The 21,072-nt window shown below is 63.1% G+C and carries 9 protein-coding genes; 4 read left to right on the forward strand and 5 right to left on the reverse strand.

Annotated features, from left to right (window positions below):
- The first annotated feature begins 108 nt into the window (after window positions 1–108).
- From dsbD to dsbG, 3 genes are read left to right on the forward strand one after another with little or no spacing between them, the layout of a single operon-like run.
- Window positions 109–1,839: a protein-disulfide reductase DsbD gene (dsbD, locus tag LOY31_RS20325; RefSeq protein ID WP_258712141.1), complete on the forward strand. Its 1,731-nt coding sequence runs from the start codon at window positions 109–111 to the stop codon at window positions 1,837–1,839.
- On the forward strand, window positions 1,839–2,711 hold the full coding sequence (locus LOY31_RS20330) for a TlpA disulfide reductase family protein (protein WP_258712142.1): 873 nt from the start codon (window positions 1,839–1,841) through the stop codon (window positions 2,709–2,711). Before dsbD ends, LOY31_RS20330 begins: the two co-directional genes overlap by 1 nt.
- Window positions 2,687–3,457: a thiol:disulfide interchange protein DsbG gene (gene dsbG, locus LOY31_RS20335; protein WP_179694212.1), complete on the forward strand. Its 771-nt coding sequence runs from the start codon at window positions 2,687–2,689 to the stop codon at window positions 3,455–3,457. The genes LOY31_RS20330 and dsbG overlap by 25 nt, the downstream gene beginning before the upstream one ends.
- A 31-nt stretch (window positions 3,458–3,488) precedes the next feature.
- Here dsbG and LOY31_RS20340 read toward each other — a convergent pair whose 3' ends face one another.
- Window positions 3,489–4,301, reverse strand: a complete 813-nt coding sequence (locus LOY31_RS20340; protein WP_085607093.1) for an alpha/beta fold hydrolase — start codon at window positions 4,299–4,301, stop codon at window positions 3,489–3,491.
- 120 nt (window positions 4,302–4,421) lie between these two features.
- Window positions 4,422–17,420: a non-ribosomal peptide synthetase gene (locus LOY31_RS20345; RefSeq protein ID WP_258712143.1), complete on the reverse strand. Its 12,999-nt coding sequence runs from the start codon at window positions 17,418–17,420 to the stop codon at window positions 4,422–4,424.
- 380 nt (window positions 17,421–17,800) lie between these two features.
- On the opposite strand from LOY31_RS20345, the gene LOY31_RS20350 reads away from it, so the two are divergent.
- Window positions 17,801–18,355, forward strand: a complete 555-nt coding sequence (locus LOY31_RS20350) for an RNA polymerase factor sigma-70 (protein ID WP_007955779.1) — start codon at window positions 17,801–17,803, stop codon at window positions 18,353–18,355.
- Window positions 18,356–18,427: 72 nt separating this feature from the next.
- Here LOY31_RS20350 and LOY31_RS20355 read toward each other — a convergent pair whose 3' ends face one another.
- The 3 genes from LOY31_RS20355 to LOY31_RS20365 form a co-directional block, all read right to left on the reverse strand.
- Window positions 18,428–19,441, reverse strand: coding sequence for a GNAT family N-acetyltransferase (locus LOY31_RS20355; RefSeq protein WP_102686439.1), 1,014 nt, complete (start codon window positions 19,439–19,441; stop codon window positions 18,428–18,430).
- Between the two features lie 87 nt (window positions 19,442–19,528).
- Window positions 19,529–20,326, reverse strand: coding sequence for an ABC transporter substrate-binding protein (locus tag LOY31_RS20360; RefSeq protein WP_258712144.1), 798 nt, complete (start codon window positions 20,324–20,326; stop codon window positions 19,529–19,531).
- Window positions 20,327–20,418: 92 nt separating this feature from the next.
- Window positions 20,419–21,042, reverse strand: coding sequence for a TetR/AcrR family transcriptional regulator (locus LOY31_RS20365; protein WP_007955773.1), 624 nt, complete (start codon window positions 21,040–21,042; stop codon window positions 20,419–20,421).
- Window positions 21,043–21,072: the final 30 nt, after the last annotated feature.

The following is a 21,072-nucleotide window of genomic DNA, read 5'->3' on the forward strand; positions in this document are numbered from 1 at the left end:
CAATGCTGCAGCGTCTCGCAGGTTCGACGCATGGATAACTCCGGTTAATCATCGGTTAATCGCCGCCCGCCACTGTGCCCCTCAATTGCACAGGGACAAGGCTCCTCCATGCGTCATTTTTTTCTATTGTTTGCACTGTTGATTTCGAGTCTGGCCCAGGCAGGTAATGATCCCTTTGCATCAAAACCGGAGTTCTTGCCGGTCGACAAGGCGTTCGTACTGACCTCGGAACGTCTGGATTCCGGTGAGACCCAGCTGTTCTGGCAAATTGCCGACGGCTATTACCTGTATCAGAAGCGTCTGAAGTTCGACGGGCTGGCGACACAAAACGTCCCGGCCCTGCCCGAAGGCGAGTCCCACAGCGACGAGTATTTCGGCGAACAGCCGGTTTATCGCCAGGGCCTCGAGCTGAAAATCCCGGCAGCCGCACAGGGCCAGATCAAGGTCAGTTATCAGGGCTGCGCCGATGCCGGTCTTTGCTATCCACCGCAAACCCGAGTGATCGACCTCGGCGGCAAAGCCGCAGCAACGACAGATGAAGCGCCGGATCAGGCACTGGCCAGCGGTCTGCAACAGCATTCGCTGGGCTGGAGCCTGCTGGTGTTCTTCGGCCTAGGCCTGCTGCTGGCGTTTGCCCCGTGTTCGTTGCCGATGTTGCCGATTCTGGCGGGCATGGTGGTGGGCAGCGGCGCCACGCCACGTCGCGGTTTCGCGCTGGCCGGCAGTTATGTGGTTTGCATGGCGCTGGTGTATGCGGCGATGGGCGTCATCGCCGCGCTGCTGGGGGCCAACCTGCAGGCGTGGTTGCAGAACCCGTGGCTGCTCGGGACGTTCGCGGCGGTGTTTGTGGTTCTGGCGCTGCCGATGTTCGGCTTCTTCGAGCTGCAATTGCCGGTGGCCCTGCGGGATCGACTGGAACATGCCTCGCGCAGTCAGCGCGGCGGCAGTCTGATCGGCGCGGGCGTATTGGGCGCACTGTCCGGTCTGCTGGTCGGCCCGTGCATGACCGCACCGCTGGCGGGCGCCCTGCTTTACATCGCGCAAAGTGGCAACGCGCTGCACGGCGGTCTGATCCTGTTTGCCTTGGGCATCGGCATCGGCGTTCCGCTGCTGTTGCTGGTAACCGTCGGCAATCGCTTCCTGCCCAAGCCCGGCGCGTGGATGAACCTGCTCAAGGGCGTGTTCGGTTTCCTGTTTCTCGCCACGGCGCTGCTGATGCTGCGACCGGTGCTGGATCCGTCGCTGTGGCTGGGTCTGTGCGGCGCACTGCTATTGATCGCCGCTTACAGTGCCTGGAAACAGTCCGACGGCTTCGGTCGCGTGGCTCACCTGTTCGGTGCCGGTTCGCTGTTGCTGGGCTTGTGGGGCAGTCTGCTGGTGGTCGGTGCGGCAGGCGGCAGTGACGATCCGTATCAGCCGTTGCAGGTGTACAGCGCCGGCCGCGTCGGATCTGCGGCGCCCAGCGGCCACGAAGCCTTCACGACGATCAAGGATCCCGCTGCCCTGCAACGCGAGCTCGACGCCGCCAAAGCGCAGGGCCAGTGGGTGCTGCTCGATTACTACGCCGACTGGTGCACGTCGTGCAAAGTCATGGAGAAACAGGTGTTCGGCCAGGCGCGGGTGATGCAGGCCCTGAGCGATGTGCGCTTGCTCCGACTCGACGTCACCGCCGACAATGCCGCCAGCCGCGAACTGCTCGGTCGTTATAAAGTGCCGGGGCCACCGAGTTTCGTGTGGATCGGCGCCGACGGCGAAGAGCGCCGCAGCCAGCGCATCACCGGCGAGGTCGATGCCGATACTTTCCTGCAACGCTGGACCACCACCCGAGACGCCCGTTAATGCTGACCTTCACCCTCGGCACCTTTGCCATCGCACTCAACCACCTGCTGCTGATCAGCGCGCTGGCGCTGGCGACCTTCGTCGGCTGGCGGGTAGCCAAGCGCGGCGGTGACAACCCCGAGTCGGCGCTGTTCAGCCTGTTTCTGCTCGGCATGCTGGCGGCGCGCATTGCGTTTGTCGCTGTGTACTGGGGCCACTATCGCAATGATCTGTGGCAGATCATCGATCTGCGCGACGGCGGTTTTCTCGCCTGGCCGGGGGTGATCGTGCTGTTGCTGGCGGCGCTGTATCGCGGCTGGCGCCGGCCGGGCGTGCGTCGGCCGCTGGGGTTCAGCGTGGTCAGCGGCGTGGCGTTCTGGGTGCTGGCGACCCTGTCGCTGAACATCTACGAGCAAGGCACGCGCCTGCCGGACATCACCCTGCGCAACGCCGCCGGGGAAACCGTGAAACTCACCGACTATCAGGGCGGGCCGCTGGTGATCAACCTGTGGGCCACCTGGTGCCCGCCGTGCCGCCGGGAAATGCCGGTGCTGGAAAACGCACAGCAACAACGCCCGGACCTGACGTTCCTGTTCGTCAACCAGGCCGAAAGCATGCAAAGCGTCGCCACGTTTCTCGAAACCCAGGGCTTGAGCCTGAACAACGTGCTGTTCGACCGCAGCGGACGCCTCGGCCAGGCCGTGGGTTCCATGGCCCTGCCGACTACGCTGTTCTATAGCCCGGACGGTCGCCTGCTGGGCAGCCATCTGGGCGAGTTGTCGAATGCCAGCCTGGCCCGCGCCCTGGAAAACTTCGACACCCCGGCTTCCAGCCCGAATCCGGCCACCTCTTCTTCAAGGAAACTGCCATGCCCCGCCTCCGCCACCTGCTGACGCTGACCATGAGCGCAGCCCTGCTGCACTTGCCGTCGGTCCAGGCCGCCGAAGAACTGCCTGAAGCGATCAAGAAGATCGAAGCCAAAGGCGCGAAAATCGTCGGCCAGTTCGACGCGCCGGACGGCTTGCGCGGTTACGCCGCGCAATACCAGAACCGCGGCATGGCGCTGTACCTGACGCCGGACGGCAAGCATGTGCTGCTGGGCAATCTGTATGACGCCGACGGCAAGGACCTGAGCAGCGAACCGCTGCAAAAACTGGTCTACGCGCCGATGGCCAAGGAAGTCTGGGCCAAGTTCGAAGCCAGCAACTGGATTCAGGACGGCAACAAGGACGCGCCGCGCACCGTGTACCTGTTCAGTGATCCGAACTGCCCTTACTGCAACATGTTCTGGGAACAGGCCCGCCCATGGGTCAAGGCCGGCAAGGTGCAGTTGCGGCACATCATGGTCGGCATCATCCGCGAAGACAGCCCGGCCAAATCCGCCGCCCTGCTCGCCGCCAAGGACCCGAGCAAAGCCCTAGAGGATCATGAGAAGGCCGGCAAGGCCAGCACCCTCAAGGCCTTGAAGGACATTCCGGTCGCCGTGCAGACCAAACTCGCGGCGAACATGCAGTTGATGGAAGACCTGGACTTGCAGGCCACCCCGGCGATCTTTTACATGGACGACAAGGGCGAACTGCAACAACAGCAAGGCGCGCCGACGCCGGACAAACTGGCGAAGATTCTCGGCCCGAAATAAAAAAAGCCCACGCAATGCGTGGGCTTTTTCGTTACTTCAGCTCAGCCAGAAACTTCAGCAGCGTGTCGGTCACGAAGGTTGGATTCTCCAGATTGGAGATATGCCCCGCCTCCGGCACCAGCACACACGGACAACCAATCAGCTCAGCCATTTCCCGTGCTTCCGACGGCGGGCGTGGCTTGTCCTGATCGCCGCAGACCACCAGCGTGGTGGCCGCATTCAACTCGCCCAGGCGCGGCAACAGATCGTCACGGCCAAAGGTGATCCGCCCCATCGGCACGATGCTGTCACGCAGGCGGTCAGCCGAATACCCGGCCAGTTTTGCGCGGAAGTCCTGATACAGCGCCGACTCTCGATCGATGCCCGGGCGAAAGAAGATCGGCACCACGATATCCAGCAGTTGTTCGGAGATCCCACCGCTTTCCTCGATCTGTTTGAACAGCGAGAAATAGTACTGGCGGGTCGGTTCCGGCTCGACGCCGACGTAAGTGTCCATCAGCACCAGACCGTTGAGCCGCTGCGGCGCCGACAACGCCAGACGCACGCCCCACATGCCGCCGACCGACAACCCGACCAGCGTCACCCGGTCAATGTCCAGATGATCGAGCAAGGCCAGTGCCTGACGGGCGATGTCGTCCAGCGAAGCGGTGCCTTCAGGCAAGCGACCGGATTCGCCGTGCCCCCACAGATCCAGTGCAATCACCCGATAGTGCGCCGATAGCGCTGCGATCTGCGGTGCCCACATGGCCTGATCCCACAGGTAGCTGCCAGCCAGCAACACCGCCGGGCCTGTGCCTTGATCAATGTAGTGAAGCGCCTGTCCGTCAACTTCGAAGAAAGCCATCGATCACCCCCGCGACAAAAAAGAGAACCGGCAGACTGGGCTGCCGGTTCGGGATCGTCAACTATACAAACGTACATCCATGTGCCGGTTGATCGATGTTGAGATCACAGACGCTGAAGACTACAACCCCTCCAGCTCTGCCATCAGGTCATTCAACCGATCAACCTTTTCCTCGGTAATGTCGCTGGCCGCCAGCCCTTCGATGTACCCGGCCAGTTCCTCCACCGTGCTGCACTCGAACATCGCCCGCAGCGGCACGTCCCGTTGCAGAGCTTTCTGCACCCGCGAGGCGATTTGCGTGGCAAGCAGCGAGTGGCCGCCGAGTTCGAAGAAGTTGTCGCGTACCCCGACCTTCTCGACCTTCAGTACCTCGGCCCAGATATCGGCCAGGGTCTGCTCCAGCTCGCTGCGCGGCGCCAGGTAATCCTGGCTCTGCAACTGGCCGATCTCCAGCACCGGCAAGGCCTTGCGGTCGAGTTTGCCGTTGGCGTTGAGCGGCAACCGGTCAAGCCACAACCAGTGCAGCGGCACCATGTATTCCGGCAGTTCGGCGCGCAGGCGCTGCTTGATCCGCTCCAGGCGTTCGCTCTGATTCAGTGCGGAATCTGCGGCCACCAGGTAGCCGACCAGATGCTTGCCGTTGACGCCTTCCTGCACGCCGACCGCCCCGTCACGGACTTCCGGTTGCTCGTGCAGACGCGCCTCGATTTCACCCAGCTCGATCCGGTAACCGCGGATCTTCACCTGATGGTCGACCCGGCCGACGTACTCCAGCACCCCGTCACTGCGACGGCGCGCCAGGTCACCGGTGCGATACAGACGCTCGCCCGGCGCACCGAACGGATTCGGCACGAACACCGGCGCGGTGCGCAACGGATCGCTGACATACCCGCGACCGACCCCGGTGCCCGCCACGCACAACTCGCCCACCGCACCCAACGGCACCAGATCCAGCGCGCCATCGAGCAAGTACAGCAAGTTGTTGTCGGTCGGCGTACCGATCGGCAGGTAACTGCCGCGAGTCGAGGCCAGGTCGACGCGGAAGAACGCCACGTCGTCCGAGCATTCCGCCGGGCCATAGGCGTTGACCAGACCGATCTCCGGATAACGCAGCAGCCACTGGTGCGCCAGTTCCGGCGGCATTGCTTCACCGGTCGGCAGCATCCAGCGCAGACCGTCGAGGCTCAAACGATCCGAAGCGAGCATGCCCTGGATCAGCGACGGCACGCTTTCCAGCACGGTGATGCCCTGCTGCTGCACATGCACCAGCAAACCTTGCGGATCGTGGGCGATGGTGTTCGGCACGATGTCCACTCGCGCCCCGAACAGCGGCGCGGCGAGGAACTGCCAGACCGAAATGTCGAAGCTTTGCGAAGCGGTCTGGGCGATCACATCGGCGTCGCTCAGGTTCAGGTACGGCACCTTGCTCAACTGGTTGTTGAGCATGCCGCGCTGCTCGACCATCACGCCTTTCGGCAACCCGGTGGAGCCCGAGGTGTAGATCACGTAGGCCAGATTGTCCGGGCCGCTGAAGATTCCCGGATTCGCCGACGACATCGCGCCGGCCTGAACCTCTTCCCACACCAGCAAGCGCGGACGGTTGGCACAGCTGAACTCATCCAGCAAGGTCGTCGCCTGTTCACGGCAAGCCTCGGTGCACACCAGCACCGGCGTGCGGCTGAGCTCGATGATCCGTTGCAAACGCTGGCTCGGCAGGCCCGGATCCAGTGGCAGGTAACCGGCACCGGCCTTGAAGCTGCCGATGATCATGCCCAGCAGATCCAGATTACGTTCGCCCAACAGCGCCACCGGTTGATCCATCTGCACCCCGGCCGCGACCAGTGCATGACCGAGACGGTTGGCGTTCTGGTTCAGCTCGGCATAGCTCAGCTGCTGATCAAGGCAACTGGCGGCAATGCGTTGCGGATGTTGTGCGACCTGCGCTTCGAACAGCTCGACGTAGCTCTGTTCCAGCGGATAGTCGTGCTCACTCTGGTTGCAGCCGTGGAGCAGGAAGTCCTGTTCCTCTTGGCCAAGCAGCGGCAGGTCGGCCATGTCGCCATGGAAGCCGTCGACCAACGCCAGCAACAGACGCTTGAACTCGCCGAGCATGCGCTCGATGGTCGACTCGTCGAAGTAACGCTGGTCGTAAGACAGGTGCAGACCGAGGTCGTCGCCCGGATAGCAAACCGCCGTCAACGGGAAGTTGGTGTGGGTACGGCCCGAATCCGAGGTCGCGTTGAGGCTCTGCGCACGGTCCAGCACCGAGACTTCCACTGGGGCGTTTTCGAACACGAACAGGCTGTCGAACAGCGGCTGGCCTTTCGGCAGTTCGCTTTGTTCCTGGATGTTCACCAGCGGCAGGTATTCGTACTCGCGCAGTTGCATGTTGCTGTCGAGCAGACCGCTTAGCCACTGACGCACGCTGGCGCGCTGATCGTCCGCCGGAATCTGCACCCGCAGCGCGATGCTGTTGATGAACAGGCCGACGGTGCGCTGCATCTCCGGCATTTCCACCGGACGCCCGGCCACGGTCACGCCGAACAGCACGTCGCGATCACCGCTCATGCGGCGCAGCACCAGTGCCCACGCCGCCTGGGCGAAGGTGTTGATGGTCAGTTGATGGGCCTGGGCCAGTTCGCGCAGACGAGCGCCGTCCTCGACATTCAGTCGGGTGTAGCGGTCGCCGACGATCATGCCGCCGCTTTCGCCGGCGTGTTCACGCAGGAACGGACGGTCGCTCGGGATCGGCGTGGTGCGCTCGAAGCCTTGCAGGTTCTGCTGCCACCACTGACGCGCTTCGGCCAGGCTCTGACGTTGCAGCCAGCCGATGTAATCGCGGTAGCGCGGCGGCACTGCCAGTTGCGCATCGCGACCTTCGCCGAGGGCGGTGTAGATCTCGAAGAAATCGTTCATCAGCAGCGAACGGCACCAGGCATCGATCAGGATGTGGTGGTTGCTCATCATGAACCAGTAGCGCGCCGCGCCGACCTTGATCAGACGCAGGTGGAACGGTGCCTGATTGAGCAGATCGAAACCGGCCTCGCGCTCGGCCTTGAGCAGCGCTTGCAGTTTCGGTTCCTGCTCGGCGTCAGCGATGGCGCTCCAGTCCAGGTACTCGATCGGCGTGCGACCCGGCGTATGAATCACTTGCAGCATGTCTTCGCCGACGTTCCAGCAGAACGACGCACGCAACGCTTCATGACGGGCGACCACCGCTTGCCACGCCTGGGCGAAACGCTCGGGGTCGAGTTCGCTGTTGATGCGATAGCGATCCTGCATGTAATACAGACCGGTGCCCGGTTCGAGCAAGGTGTGCAGCAGCATGCCTTCCTGCATCGGCGTCAGCGGGTACACGTCTTCGATGTGCGCCGCCGGCACCGGCAATGCGTCAAGTTGCGCCTGGGTCAGTTTCGCCAGCGGGAAGTCCGACGGCGTCAGGCCACCGGCCTCGTCCTGCAGGCAATGTTCGATCAGGCTCTGCAACTCGCCGACGTAGGCATCGGCCAGCTCGTTGATGGTCTGCGCGTCGTAGCGTTCGGCGCTGAAGGTCCAGCGCAGCAGCAGTTCCCCGCCGTACACCTGACTGTCGACGCTCAACTCGTTCGGCAGTGGTGCGTGCGGATCGTGGGCGGCACCAACCGATTCATCCAGCGGACGGAACAGCGCATCGCTGCCGAAGCTCTGGTCGAACTGGCCGAGATAGTTGAAGGTGATCGGCGCGCTCGGCAACACCGCCATGCTCTGACGGCTGGCGTCATCGGCCAGGTAGCGCAGCACGCCATAACCGAGGCCTTTGTGCGGAACGGCGCGCAGTTGTTCCTTGATCGCCTTGATCGAAGCGCCCTGCCCGGCGGCCTCTTCGATGTTGTGCGGGGTCAGGCGCAGCGGATAGGCGCTGGTGAACCAGCCGACGGTGCGGGTCAGGTCGATCTCGTCGAACAGGGTTTCGCGGCCGTGGCCTTCCAGTTGAATCAACGCCGAGGGCTGACCACTCCAGCGGCACAGCACGCGGGCCAGCGCAGTCAGCAGCAGATCGTTGACCTGCGTGCGATAGGCGCTCGGTGCCTGTTGCAGCAGTTGCTTGGTGCGTTCGGCATCCAGTCGCACGCTGACGGTTTGCGCATGACGATTCTCGCGACCGCCCTCAGGACGTTCGCACGGCAAATCGGCATTCGGGCCGGCCAGTTGCGCTTGCCACCAACTCAGTTCTTCACGCAGGGATTCGCTGCCGGCGTAAGCCTGCAAGCGCGCCGCCCAGTCCTTGAAGGCACTGGTTTTGGCCGGCAGTTTCACCGACCGATCGGCGTCGAGCTGGCGATACACGGTTTGCAGATCGTCGAGCAGAACGCGCCACGACACACCGTCGACCACCAGGTGATGGATCGCGATGAACAGCCGTTGCCGAGCGTCCGGCCCATCGACCAAAACTGCACGCAACAGCGGGCCTTGGGCAAGGTCGAGGCTGCGCTGGGCATCGGCGAACAGCGCGGCGCATTTGTCCATCGACGGCACGCGAACCTGCCACAGCACGGCAGCATCGGTCACCGGTTGATGGGTCGCTTGCCATGCGCCGTTGACCTCGGTGAAGCGCAGACGCAGGGCGTCATGCTGCTCAATCATCGCCAACAGCGCTTGCTCCAGACGATGCGGTTCCAGTGCAACAGTCGGCTCCAGCAGCAACGCCTGGTTCCAGTGCTGACGCTCGGGAATCTCGGTGTCGAAGAACCAGTGCTGGATCGGGGTCAGACGCGATTCGCCCGTCACCAGACCTTGCTCGGCGGTCACGGTCTCACTGCGACTGGCGACAGCCGCCAGGGTCTGTACGGTCTGATGCTGGAACAGATCACGCGGGCTGAAGTGAATGCCCTGCTGACGCGCACGGCTGACCACTTGAATCGACAGGATCGAGTCGCCACCCAGCTCGAAGAAGTTGTCGTTGAGACCGACCTGCTCGACGTTGAGCACCTCGCACCAGATCTGCGCCAGGGTCTGCTCCAGCTCGTTGCTCGGCGCCACGTAATCCTGACGATTGAGCTCCGGATCCGGTGCCGGCAACGCGCGGCGGTCGAGTTTGCCGTTGGCGGTCAGCGGCATGCTCGCCAGCAGAATCAGATGGGTCGGCACCATGTAGTCCGGCAGTTGCGTCTTCAGGTGCGCCTTCAGCGCATCGCGCAGTTCGGCCTGCTCGGCTTCGCTTCGCGAAGCGACCTCGGTCACGAGATAGCCGACCAGTTGCTTGCCGCTCGGCGCATCCAGCGCCAGCACCACCGCTTCGCGGATCGAATCGTGATCGAGCAGGCGGGTTTCGATCTCGCCCAGTTCGATCCGGAAACCACGAATCTTCACCTGATGGTCGATCCGCCCCAGGTACTCCACCAAGCCGTCGGCGCGCTGGCGCACCAGGTCGCCGGTGCGGTACATGCGCCCGCCATCGACGGCAAACGGGTCAGCGACGAAACGTTCGGCAGTGATGCCCGCACGCTCGTGATACCCCACCGCCAGACCGGCGCCGCCGACGAACAACTCACCGGTCGCGCCTTGCGGCACCAGCGCCAGATCGGCGTCGAGAATGTAGGCCACGCGATCACCGATCACGCTGCCGATCGGCACACTGCCGGCGCCCTCTTCCAATACTTCCGGCGCCAGACTGGCCAGCGGCATGACCACGGTTTCGGTCGGGCCGTAGGCGTTGAAGAACAGGCTCGGTTTGAACGCCGCGCGAATCCGTTGCAGGTGTTCGCCAGTCAGCGCTTCGCCGCCGGTAATGATCATGCGCACCGGCAGGATGTCGTTTTGCGTCGCGAGGAACTGCGCCAACTGGCTGCCGTAGCTCGGGGTGAAGCCGAGAATATTGATCCGATGTTCGCGGATCAGCCCGCAGATTTCTTCCGCGTCCCACTGACCCTGCGCACGCAGCACCACCTGCGCACCGCTCAGCAGTGGCACCAGCAGACGCTCGGTGGCGGCGTCGAAGTTGATCGAATAGAAGTGCAGTTCGCAGTCGTCCGAACGCATGCCGAAGCGCTCGATCACCGCCTGGCAATGCATGGCGATTTCACCGTGGGACACCACCACGCCTTTCGGCTTGCCGGTGGAGCCCGAGGTGTAGATCAGGTACGCCTGATGCTGCGGCAGGCTGATAAATGGCAGCTCGGTTGCCGGGTAATCGGCCAGCGCGGCGCTGTCATCCTCCAGGCACCAGCGCGCCACGTTCGACGGCAGTTCGCCGAGGGCCTTGAACATCGCGCGGTCGCTGAGCAGCAGGCCGACGCCGCTGTCTTCGATCATGTAATGCAGACGGTCGAGCGGGTATTCCGGATCCAGCGGCACATAGGCGCCACCGGCCTTGAGGATCGCCAGCAGGCCGACGACCATTTCCAGCGAACGCTCCAGCGCCAGGCCGACCCGCACTTGCGGGCCGACACCGCGTTCACGCAGAGCCCAGGCCAGACGGTTGGCGCGGGCGTCGAGTTCGGCGTAGCTCAGGGTCTGCCCGGCGAAAGTCAGGGCCGGCGCATCTTTGCGCGCCAGCGCCTGCTCGGCGAACAGGTGATGAATGCACTGGTCGAGACGACGTTCACCCGGCTCGACGCCAAGGCTGTCGAGCAATTGCTGTTGCTCAGGCGCATCGAGCAGCGGCAGTTCGCTGAGGCGTTGTTGCGGGTCGGCGATCAGCGCTTCCAGCAGGTTGCGCCAGTGCTTGGCCATGCGCGCGATGGTCGGTTCATCGAACAAGTCGGTGCTGTAAGTCAGGCAGCAGCCGAGGCGATGGTCGAGATCGGTGACTTCCAGGTTGAGGTCGAACTTGGTCGCCCGCGCATCGTTGGCCAGGTACTCGACGGTCATGCCGGCGAGCATGCGGCTCTGCTGGAATTCCCAGCGCTGCACGTTGCACATCACCTGGAACAGCGGGTTGTACGCGGCGCTGCGCGGTGGCTGCAACGCCTCCACCAGATGGTCGAACGGCAGGTCCTGATGGGACTGGCCTTCGATCACGGTGTGGCGCACGTGCTCGAACAATTCGCCGACCGACATCTGGCCGTCGAGCTGGCAACGCAGCACCTGGGTGTTGAGGAACGCACCGATCAGGCCTTCGCTTTCCGGGCGGATACGGTTGGCCACTGGCGCGCCGATGCGCAGATCGGTCTGGCCGCTGTAGCGGTAAAGCAGGGTCGCAAGGGCAGCGGTCATGGTCATGAACAGGGTCAGACCGTTCTGCGCATTGAAGGCGCGAACCCGCGCGGCGAGATCATCGCTGAGGTCGAAACGGAACAGCTCACCCTGATGACTTTGCACCGGCGGACGCGGCCGGTCGCCCGGCAGTTCCAACAGCGGGTGTTCGCGGCCCAGTTGCGCGGTCCAGTAGTCGAGCTGACGCTGACGCTCGCCGGACTCCAGCCAGTTGCGCTGCCACACGCTGTAGTCGAGGTACTGCACCGGCAACGGTTCCAGCGGCGATTCGCGATCGTCGACGAACGCTTCGTACAGTGCGCTGAGTTCGCGGGCGAAAATGTCCATCGCCCAGCCTTCGGTGACGATGTGGTGCAGGGTCAGGACGAAGTAATGCTCTTGCTCGGCAGTCTTGACCAGACAGGCGCGCAGCAGCGGGCCGGTTTCCAGATCGAACGGCAGGTGTGCTTCGTCGTCGGCCAGTTGCTGGACTTTCTGCTCGCGCACATCGGCGGCGAGTTTCGAGAAATCCTTCCAGTCCATGCGCACGTCGGTCTCGGCATGCACCTGCTGACGGGCCACGCCATCGATGCTCGGGAACGTGGTACGCAGGGTTTCGTGGCGCATGATCAGCGCTTGCAGCGCCGCCTCGAAACGCCCGACATCCAGCACGCCACGCAGGCGCGCCATGCCGCCGACGTTGTACGCCGGGCTGTCCGGCTCCATTTGCCAGAGGAACCACATGCGCTGTTGGGAATAGGACAGCGGCACCGGTTTGCTGCGATCAACCTTGTCGATCGGCGGCTGTTTGTTGGTACGGCCGCTGGCCTGGATCTGGCGGATCTGCTCGGCAAAATCACCGAGCTCGCTGTGTTCGAACAAGGCACGCAACGGCAGCTCGACGTCGCAGGCCTGCCGGGTACGGGAAATGATTTGCGTGGCCAGCAGCGAGTGACCGCCGAGGGCGAAGAAGTCGTCGCGCAGGCCGACCTGTTTCAGGCCGAGCACTTCGCGCCAGATCGCGGCAATCTGCTGCTCCAGCTCGGTGAACGGCTCGACGTGTTCGCGCACCTGCCATTGCGGCTCGGGCAAGGCGCGGCGGTCGAGTTTGCCGCTCGGGCTCAGGGGCATTGCGTCCAGGCGCATCAGTTGCGCCGGGACCATGTATTCCGGCAGCTCGGCAGCCAGTGCGGTTTTCAGGCGCGCGATTTGCGCGTCCTGATCTTCATTGGCGTCGGTGGCGGTGAAGTAGCCGATCAGTTGCGCGCCGGCGACGGTTTCGCGCACCAGCACGGCGGCCTGCGCCACGCCGTCCTGAGCCAGCAGACGGGCTTCGATTTCTTCCGGCTCGACGCGGAAGCCGCGCAGTTTGACCTGCTGATCGAGACGGCCGAGGTATTCGATCACGCCATCATTCGTCCAGCGTGCGCGGTCACCGGTGCGGTACAGACGCGCGCCCTGCTCGCCCAGCGGATCAACCACGAAACGCTCGGCGGTCAGCGCCGGCCGGCCGAGGTAACCACGGGCCAGGCCGATACCGCTGATGCACAGTTCACCTGGCACACCGGCCGGTACAGGATTGAGATCGCTATCGAGCACGCGGCAGACCACGTTGCCCAGCGGACGGCCAATCGGCGAACGCTCGCCATCCGCCACGCTGCAATGCCAGTGGGTGACGTTGATCGCGGTTTCGGTAGGGCCATAGCGGTTGTGCAGCTGCACCGCCGGCAGTTGCGCCAGCACGCGGTTGCGCAGTTCCGCCGGCAGCGCCTCACCACCGGAGAACACGCGACGCAGGCTGGTGCATTCGGTGCTCAACGGTTCGTCGATAAACAGCGAAAGCAGCGGCGGCACGAAGTGCAGCGTGGTCACGCCATATTCTTGAACAAGCTGCGCGATGCGATGCGGATCGCGGTGTTCACCGGGGCCGGCGATCAGCAGACGCGCACCGGTGATCAGCGGCCAGAAGCATTCCCACACCGACACGTCGAAACTGATCGGCGCCTTTTGCATCAGCACGTCGGTGTCGTTCAGGCGATAAGAGTTCTGCATCCATTGCAGACGTTCGGCCAGCGCCGCGTGAGTGTTGCCCACGCCTTTCGGCTGGCCGGTGGAGCCGGAGGTGTAAATCACGTAGGCGAAGTTGTCGCCGTGCAGATGCAGACCCGGTGCCTGGCTCGGCCAGTTCTCCAGGTGCAGGGTGTCCATGGCGATCACGCTGACGCCTTCGCTGGCCGGCAAGCGGTCGAGCAATGTGGTCTGGGTCAGCAGCAGTTCGACGCCGCTGTCATTGAGCATGTAGGCCAGACGCTCGGCCGGGTAATCCGGGTCCAGCGGCACGTAGGCGCCACCGGCCTTGATGATCGCCAGCAGGCCGATCAGCAGTTGCGGCGAACGCTCGGCGGCGATGGCCACGCAGACGTCCGGGCCGACGCCTTTGTCGCGCAGGTAATGGGCCAAACGGTTGGCCTGGGTGTGCAGTTCGGCGAAATCGAGGCTGCCGCCGTCCCACACCAGTGCGGTGCGATCCGGGATCTGACGGGCCTGTTCGTTGAGCAATTCCGGCAGCCATTGTTGCGCCGGGGTGCACGGGGCGATGCTCCATTCGCTTTGCTGAGTATTTTCGGCGGCGGTCAGCAATTGCAGATCGCCGATAGTTTGTTCCGGACGTTCGCAAACTGCTCGCAGCAGGTTGCTGAAATGCTCGGCGAGGCGCTCGATAGTCGCGGCGTCGAACAACTCATCGGCGTAGTCGAAGGACAGCGTCAGGCGACCGTTGCGGTCTTCTTCACTGTGCAGTTGCAGATCGAACTTGGCCTCACGGCTGTGCCACGGTAGTTCTTCGGCCAGCAGCCCCGGCAGACGCTTGAGTGCGCTCAAGTCACGCTGCTGGTGGTTGAACATGACCTGGAACAGACCTTGTTCGCGGGCCTGCGGGAAGGCTTCGAGCAGTTGTTCGAATGGCAGATCCTGATTCGCCTGGGCACCGAGTGCCGCTTGGCGGGTTTGCGCCAGCAGTTCGGTGAATGGCAGACGCGAATCGACGTCGGCACGCAGCACCTGGGTGTTGATGAAAAAGCCGATCAGGCCCTGGGTTTCCAGGCGCGGACGGTTGGCGTTCGGCACACCGATGCGAATGTCGCGCTGGCCGCTGTAGCGATGCAACAGGCTCTGGAACGCCGAGAGCAGCAGCATGAACGGGGTGGATTGATAAGCCTGTGCCGTCTGGCGAATGGCGTCGCTGAGGCTGATCCCCAGACGAACGCTGTGGCGTGCGGCACTGTGAATTTGTTTGGCAGAACGTGGATGGTCAGTCGCCAGTTCCAGGGTCGGATGCTCGTCACCCAACTGCGCTTTCCAGTACGCCAGTTGCCGCTCGCCCTCGCCTTGCGCCAGCCATTGGCGCTGCCAGCTGCCGTAGTCGGCGTATTGGGTTGGCAGCGGCGCCAGTTCCGCGCGCTGGCTTTGGGAAGCGGCGGCGTACAGGCGCGAAAACTCGTCGATCAAAACGTTCAGCGACCAGCCGTCGGCGATGATATGGTGCAGGGTCACCAGCAACTGGTGATCTTCGTCGTCGAGGCGGACCAGCGTCACCCACAGCAGCGGACCTTTCTCCAGATCGAACTGGGTGCGGGCTTCGTCCTTGCGGATCTGTTGTGCGCGGGCTTCACGCTCGCTGGCCGGCAGGTCGCTGATGTCGATCAGTTGCAGGTTGAACTCCCCAGCTGCCTCGACCTGTTGCAGAGCCACGCCGTCGCGTTCAAAGAAGCGCGTGCGCAGGGATTCATGGCGCTCGATCAGTTGCTGGAAACTGGCGCGCAGGGCGTCTTCGTCCAGTTCGCCGCGCAGGCGCAGGGCACCAGGGATGTTGTAGGCGCTGCTGTGCGGATCGAGTTGCCAGGTGATCCACAATCGGTTTTGCGCCAGGGATTGCGGCAGTGCTTCGTTGCGCGACAGGGCGGTGATTTCGCCCTGGGCGCTGCCGCCGTCCTGTTGCTGCTGTGCCACGGCGGCGGCGAATGCGGACAGGGTCGGCGCTTCGAACAGCAGACGCAGGTTCAACTCCAGGCTCAGTTCTTCGCGGACCTTGGCGATCACTTGGGCGGCGGCGATCGAGTTGCCGCCGAGCAGGAAGAAATGATCGTCGGCGTTGACCTGTTTGACGTTGAGTTGCTCGGCCCAGATTTTGCCGATCAACGCTTCCAGTTCGGAGGCGGACGCGGTCGACTCGCTGGCTTCAGCCGTGGCCGACGGGAATACCGCGTAGCTGTCGAGGCTGCCGTCGGCCAGGCGATTGCGGCAGGCCGAACGTTGCAGCTTGCCGCTGGAGGTCTTCGGCAGCGCACCCGGGTTCAGCAACACCACCACGCTCGGCGCTTCCTGATACGCCTCGGCCACGGCTTGGCGAATGGCTTTGATCAGCGCTTCAGGCGGCAGGATTTTCTGCACGCTGCGGCTGATTTCCGCCGCGATGCCGATACCTTCTTCGCCATTCTGATTGACCGAGAACGCGGCGACGCGGCCCTTGCGCACCACCTCAACTTCGTTCTCGACCGTTTTCTCGAGATCCTGCGGGTAGAGATTGTGACCGCGCACGATTAGCATGTCTTTCAGGCGACCGGTGATGAAAAGTTCACCTTCGCGGATGAAACCCAGGTCACCGGTGCGCAGCCAGGTCTGGCCGGCGTGCTGGACGAAGGTCTTGGCGCTGGCCTCGGGGTTGCGCCAGTAGCCGAGGGCGATGCTCGGGCCGGTAGCCCAGACTTCACCGACGGCATTGTCGGCCAGTTCTTCGAGCGTGTTCGGCTCGACAATCAGCACCGCATGGTCGGGCTGGCTGATACCACAACTCATGATCGGGCTGCCCTCGCCCGCTTCGGCACGGTTCTGTGCCAAGGCTTGATCGTCAACGCGCAGTGCAGGAATCCCTGTGCCGCGTGGTGTGCCGGCGACGAACAGGGTCGCCTCGGCCAGACCATAGGACGCCATGAAACTGCTTTCGCTGAAACCGCACGCGGTGAATTTCTCGGCGAAGCGCTCGAGGGTGTCGAGACGGATCGGCTCGGAGCCGGAATAGGCCACACGCCAGCGGCTCAGGTCGAGACGTTCCAGCGCCGATTCGCTGACACGCTCGCTGCACAGACGATAAGCGAAGTCCGGACCGCCGCTGATGGTGCCGCCGTATTGGCTGATCGCTTCGAGCCAGCGCAACGGCCGGCCGAGGAAGTACGCCGGCGACATCAGGATGCACGGCACGCCGCTGAAGATCGGTTGCAGCAGACCGCCGATCAGGCCCATGTCGTGGTACAGCGGCAGCCAGCTGACAATCACGTCGTCCGGGTTCACGTCGATGCCGAAGCCATGGCGGATCAACAGTTCGTTGGCCACCAGATTGCCGTGGCTGACTTGCACGCCCTTGGGCAGCGCGGTCGAGCCGGAGGTGTATTGCAGGAAGGCGATGTGATCTTGGGGCAAGGTCGGTTCGACCCAGCGTTCGGCCAGTGCAGCGTCGAGGGTATCGACGCACAACAGCGGCGGCGCGCCTTCGATTTGCTGCAGGGCGTCGCGCAGGTCGGCGCTGGTCAGCAGCAAGCGCGGTTCGGCGTCGGCGATGATCGACAGCAGGCGTTCCTGATGGTGACGCTTGGCCGATTCCGGCGGATAAGCCGGCACCGCGATCACGCCCGCGTACAGGCAACCAAAGAACGCCGCGACGTAATCCGGGCCGCTCGGAAACAGCAATACCGCGCGATCACCGAATCCGGCCTCGGCCTGCAACGCTGCCGCGATGGTGCGCGCGCGCTGATCGAGTTCGCGATAACTGAGCACCACAGCCTGCTCCTCGGTTTCCGCGAGAAAGCGCAAGGCCAGCCGATCCGGCGTCAGGGCCGCGCGGCGCTGGAGGGCTTGGACCAGGGTGCTGGGGAGTTCGAACGCGTCGGTCATGAGGTTTCCTGCCTGAATTCGGCTTGCTGGTGGAATCGGGTTGGCTGCGGCATGCCCGTGCAAGGCATGCGGGACACGGTCTTCGCCGACCGTGCAAGGCATTGGAATGCGGTAGGTCCGGGCTGCATTACCCGGATCCATTCACCAATGAGAACGGATGACGTCTTGAAATAATTAGTCGGCAGGCTGGATCGCCAACGGGGCTGGGCGCTTGGGCGAGTGCGGCGGCGTGTCGCAGTTCTCAGATCGCACTGTTATGGATCATTAGTTCTCTTTCTCAATTGACAATCATTATCATTCAACATAATTTGTCGCTCGATGTGTAGGACGGCCCCGTCCCCCAGGCGTCCCACTAACCTATTGGCAGCAAGGTGATTTCCATGACGGAACAAGTATCCACAAGCAGGTGCGATTCACCGCTACTTCAGGCATTCGTCGACAATCGACTGATTCTGGTCAAGATTGCAGCCCGCATTACCGGCTGCCGGTCACGCGCCGAAGATGTGGTGCAGGATGCGTTCTTCCGACTGCAATCGGCCCCGCCGATCACGTCGTCGATCAAGGCCCAGCTGAGTTATCTGTTCCAGATCGTGCGCAACCTGGCGATCGATCACTACCGCAAACAGGCGCTGGAGCAGAAGTACGCCGGCCCCGAGGAGGAAGGGTTGAACGTGGTCATTCAGGGCGCTTCGCCGGAAACCTCGCACATCAATTTCTCGACCCTGGAACACATCGCCGACGCGCTGACCGAGCTGCCGGTCCGCACCCGCTATGCGTTCGAGATGTACCGTCTGCACGGCGTGCCGCAGAAGGACATCGCCAAGGAACTCGGCGTTTCGCCGACCCTGGTCAACTTCATGATTCGCGATGCGCTGGTGCACTGCCGCAAGGTATCCGGCAGCCGTGCCGATGCGGTGTCCGCAAACCGTCGCTGATAAAAAACGGCCGCAAAAAAAGATCGCAGCCTTCGTTGAAGGGCTGCGATCTTTTTTGTTTTCAGCGAAATGTCATACCAGCGTGCACCGGTCGAAGAAGCGCTCGCGTCCGAGGATCATCAGCGCCGCGCGCTTGTGCGGGAAGTCGAATTCTTTCTCGCAGTGGAAACACTGGTTGTGCATGTGGCCGATCATCTTCGCGTTGTCGGCGCGCGGTTCGGCAACGACGCGCTGAGTGCGTGGATCATCCAGAAACAGGTAATGCACCAGCGCCGATAGCCAGCTCGCCACCTTGTGCGGGCCGCGATGGTCTTCTTCTCCGACCAGCATGTGAATGCCGCGATCGTAATTGTCGGCATCGTAGAACGGCGCGATGCGATCTTCCTTGGCCCAATAGGCTTCGAAATAGGCAAACGGCTGATCATCGAAACAACCGATCAGGGTCAGCGTGTGCGGATCGGCGTCGAGCTTGCTCAGGTATTCGCGATGCTGTTCGAGGCTGCCCTCTTCCTGCCAGAAACTGGCGACGCGCGGGCTGTTCTGCCAGCGATTGAAACGCGCCAGATCCTGCTCGATCTCCACCGTTCGCAGGGAAATCCAGGCACCGAGGCGCGCATCGAAACGCCGATAAACCTCACCACGCGGTTTCACCGGTCGCAGCGGATGGCGCTTGCCGTTGCTGATGACCATCTGCTGCGGATAACTGCCGGTCAGTGAGGTGCCAAGCCACGGTTGCGGCAGTTGCCAGAACAGCGTGCGCTCACAGCGATATTCGCCCGCCACTTCGGTGCCCACCAGCAAACCGCTGAGCAAGGCTTCGGTCGGCGCCTGATCGAGTTGCCAGATCAATTGCTGACGCGCCGGATCCCGGGCAAACAGCCAATAACAGGCCGCCCACAGCGCCTGGCCCGGCGGCAGTGCATAGCGTTCATCGATCTGGATCGGCCCCTGGCCTTCACGATCGAGGCGCAGGCGAATCAGAGGTTGCCCGTCCAGGCTCAGGCTCAGACGGCTTTCGGTGGCATCGGCTACCAGTTGGCTGCCCGAAGGCAGGGCCAAGGCAGTCAGGTCATTCAGATTGGACATGGGTCGGGCTCACGATAATCGTCGACAGTTCAACGATGGGACGTGAGCCGGGGCGGGAAATTTAGGCCGTTCGGCAAAAACCGCCGGTCATTGATGCGGCACCGGCACCACCGCAATCTTGTACGGATCGAAGATTTTCAGCATCTGCCCGTTGTCGCGCAGGCCTTGCAGCAGCTTGCCGAAGGCTTCGCCGGTGATCGGCGCCTTCGGACTGAGAATCGCATAGTGGTGGTAGATCTGGTCGATGCGCTGGGACACCAGCAACTCGTCGCGCACCTTTTCGTTGCGCAGCAGGTAATCGAACAGGTACGAGCGGGTCACCAACGCAATGTCCGCGCGCCCGCGCAAGACCATCAACAGATTGCTGTCGTGGGAATAGGTCAGCGTGGCGCTGTAGGTTTCAGCGAGGTACTTGGGATCGGCGTTGAAATTGGCGAATTCGTAGTGATAACCGCTGTACAGCGCCAGCCGTTTGCCCTTCAGATCGGCGAAGTAATTCTGCTGGCGTCCGGGCTTGTCCTGCGCGACGAAAATCTCCGCGTCCTCCAGGCCCATGTCGACGGTGGTGTGGGGGATATCTTTCCAGCCCCACTCCGGGTTTTCGAAGATCGCCATGTCCGTACGGCCATCCTTGAAATCGCCGAACCGGCGAGGAATCGAGGTGGGCACCAGCTCGAAACGATAGTCGCTCTGGGCGCTGTTCAAAGCCGCGACCAGCTCCGGCAGCAGGCCGGTGTCAGCGCCGTTTTCCGGGCGAATGGTATAGGGCGGAAAATGCGCCGCGCCCACCCGAACCACTTGCGCCGCCGGAGCAGGCAATACCCATAATGCAGCCAGCGCTGCGAGCATCAGCCCGGCGGCCGTCCGAATTGGCGAAGACTTCAAAACACCCCACTCCCCGAAAAAGTACCGATCATTGCATTCAAGCTAGGCGGTTTCGCCCAGTTAGCCAGTTTCCCGACCCCGATAGAAAGCGCCTAGCGCTCTTCGAGCACCAGAATCAGCGCTTCTTCGGCCAGTTGATCCAGGCTCAGGCTACCGCCGGCACGGAACCAGGTAGTGGTCCAGGACAACGCGCCCGTGAGAAAACGTCGGGTAATGAACACGTCGCCACGGATGAACCCCGCCTCTTTGGCCTCGCCCAGCACTTGCAGCCAGAGGTCTTCGTAGATGTCGCGCAGTGCCAGCACTTTGGCCTGGCCGTCTTCGGACAGCGAGCGCCATTCATACACCAGCACCGCCATCGCCTCGCCGCTGCCGCCCATGATCGACTGCAATTCGCAGCGGATCAGCGCCAGCACCCGCTCGCGCACATCGGCGGCATCGGCAAGGGCCGCACGCATCAGCGCGGTGTTGTAGCGGATGGTTTCTTCCATCACCGCCCGCAGGATTTCATCCTTGCTCTTGAAGTGATGAAAGATGCTGCCCGACTGAATCCCCACGGCACCGGCCAGATCGCGCACCGTGGTGCGCTCGTAGCCTTTGTTGCGGAACAGGTGGGCCGCCACTTGCAGCAGTTTGCCGCGAGCGCTGTCCGGATCGGTCAGCTGGCCGGCATCGACCAGTTCACGCATGACCCTCAGGGCTTTTTGCTCGTCCACCCGTTCTCTCCTACAGTCGATCAGTCAAAT

This window comes from Pseudomonas sp. B21-021 (assembly GCF_024749205.1).
GTDB lineage: Bacteria > Pseudomonadota > Gammaproteobacteria > Pseudomonadales > Pseudomonadaceae > Aquipseudomonas > Aquipseudomonas paraglycinae.

What these genes read in the sequence shown, in the direction of transcription:
- dsbD (WP_258712141.1), top strand. Translation starts at nt 109, where the DNA reads ATGCGTCATTTTTTTCTATTGTTTGCACTGTTGATTTCGAGTCTGGCC.
- LOY31_RS20330 (WP_258712142.1), top strand. Translation starts at nt 1,839, where the DNA reads ATGCTGACCTTCACCCTCGGCACCTTTGCCATCGCACTCAACCACCTG.
- dsbG (WP_179694212.1), top strand. Translation starts at nt 2,687, where the DNA reads ATGCCCCGCCTCCGCCACCTGCTGACGCTGACCATGAGCGCAGCCCTG.
- LOY31_RS20340 (WP_085607093.1), bottom strand. Translation starts at nt 4,301, where the DNA reads ATGGCTTTCTTCGAAGTTGACGGACAGGCGCTTCACTACATTGATCAA.
- LOY31_RS20345 (WP_258712143.1), bottom strand. Translation starts at nt 17,420, where the DNA reads ATGACCGACGCGTTCGAACTCCCCAGCACCCTGGTCCAAGCCCTCCAG.
- LOY31_RS20350 (WP_007955779.1), top strand. Translation starts at nt 17,801, where the DNA reads ATGACGGAACAAGTATCCACAAGCAGGTGCGATTCACCGCTACTTCAG.
- LOY31_RS20355 (WP_102686439.1), bottom strand. Translation starts at nt 19,441, where the DNA reads ATGTCCAATCTGAATGACCTGACTGCCTTGGCCCTGCCTTCGGGCAGC.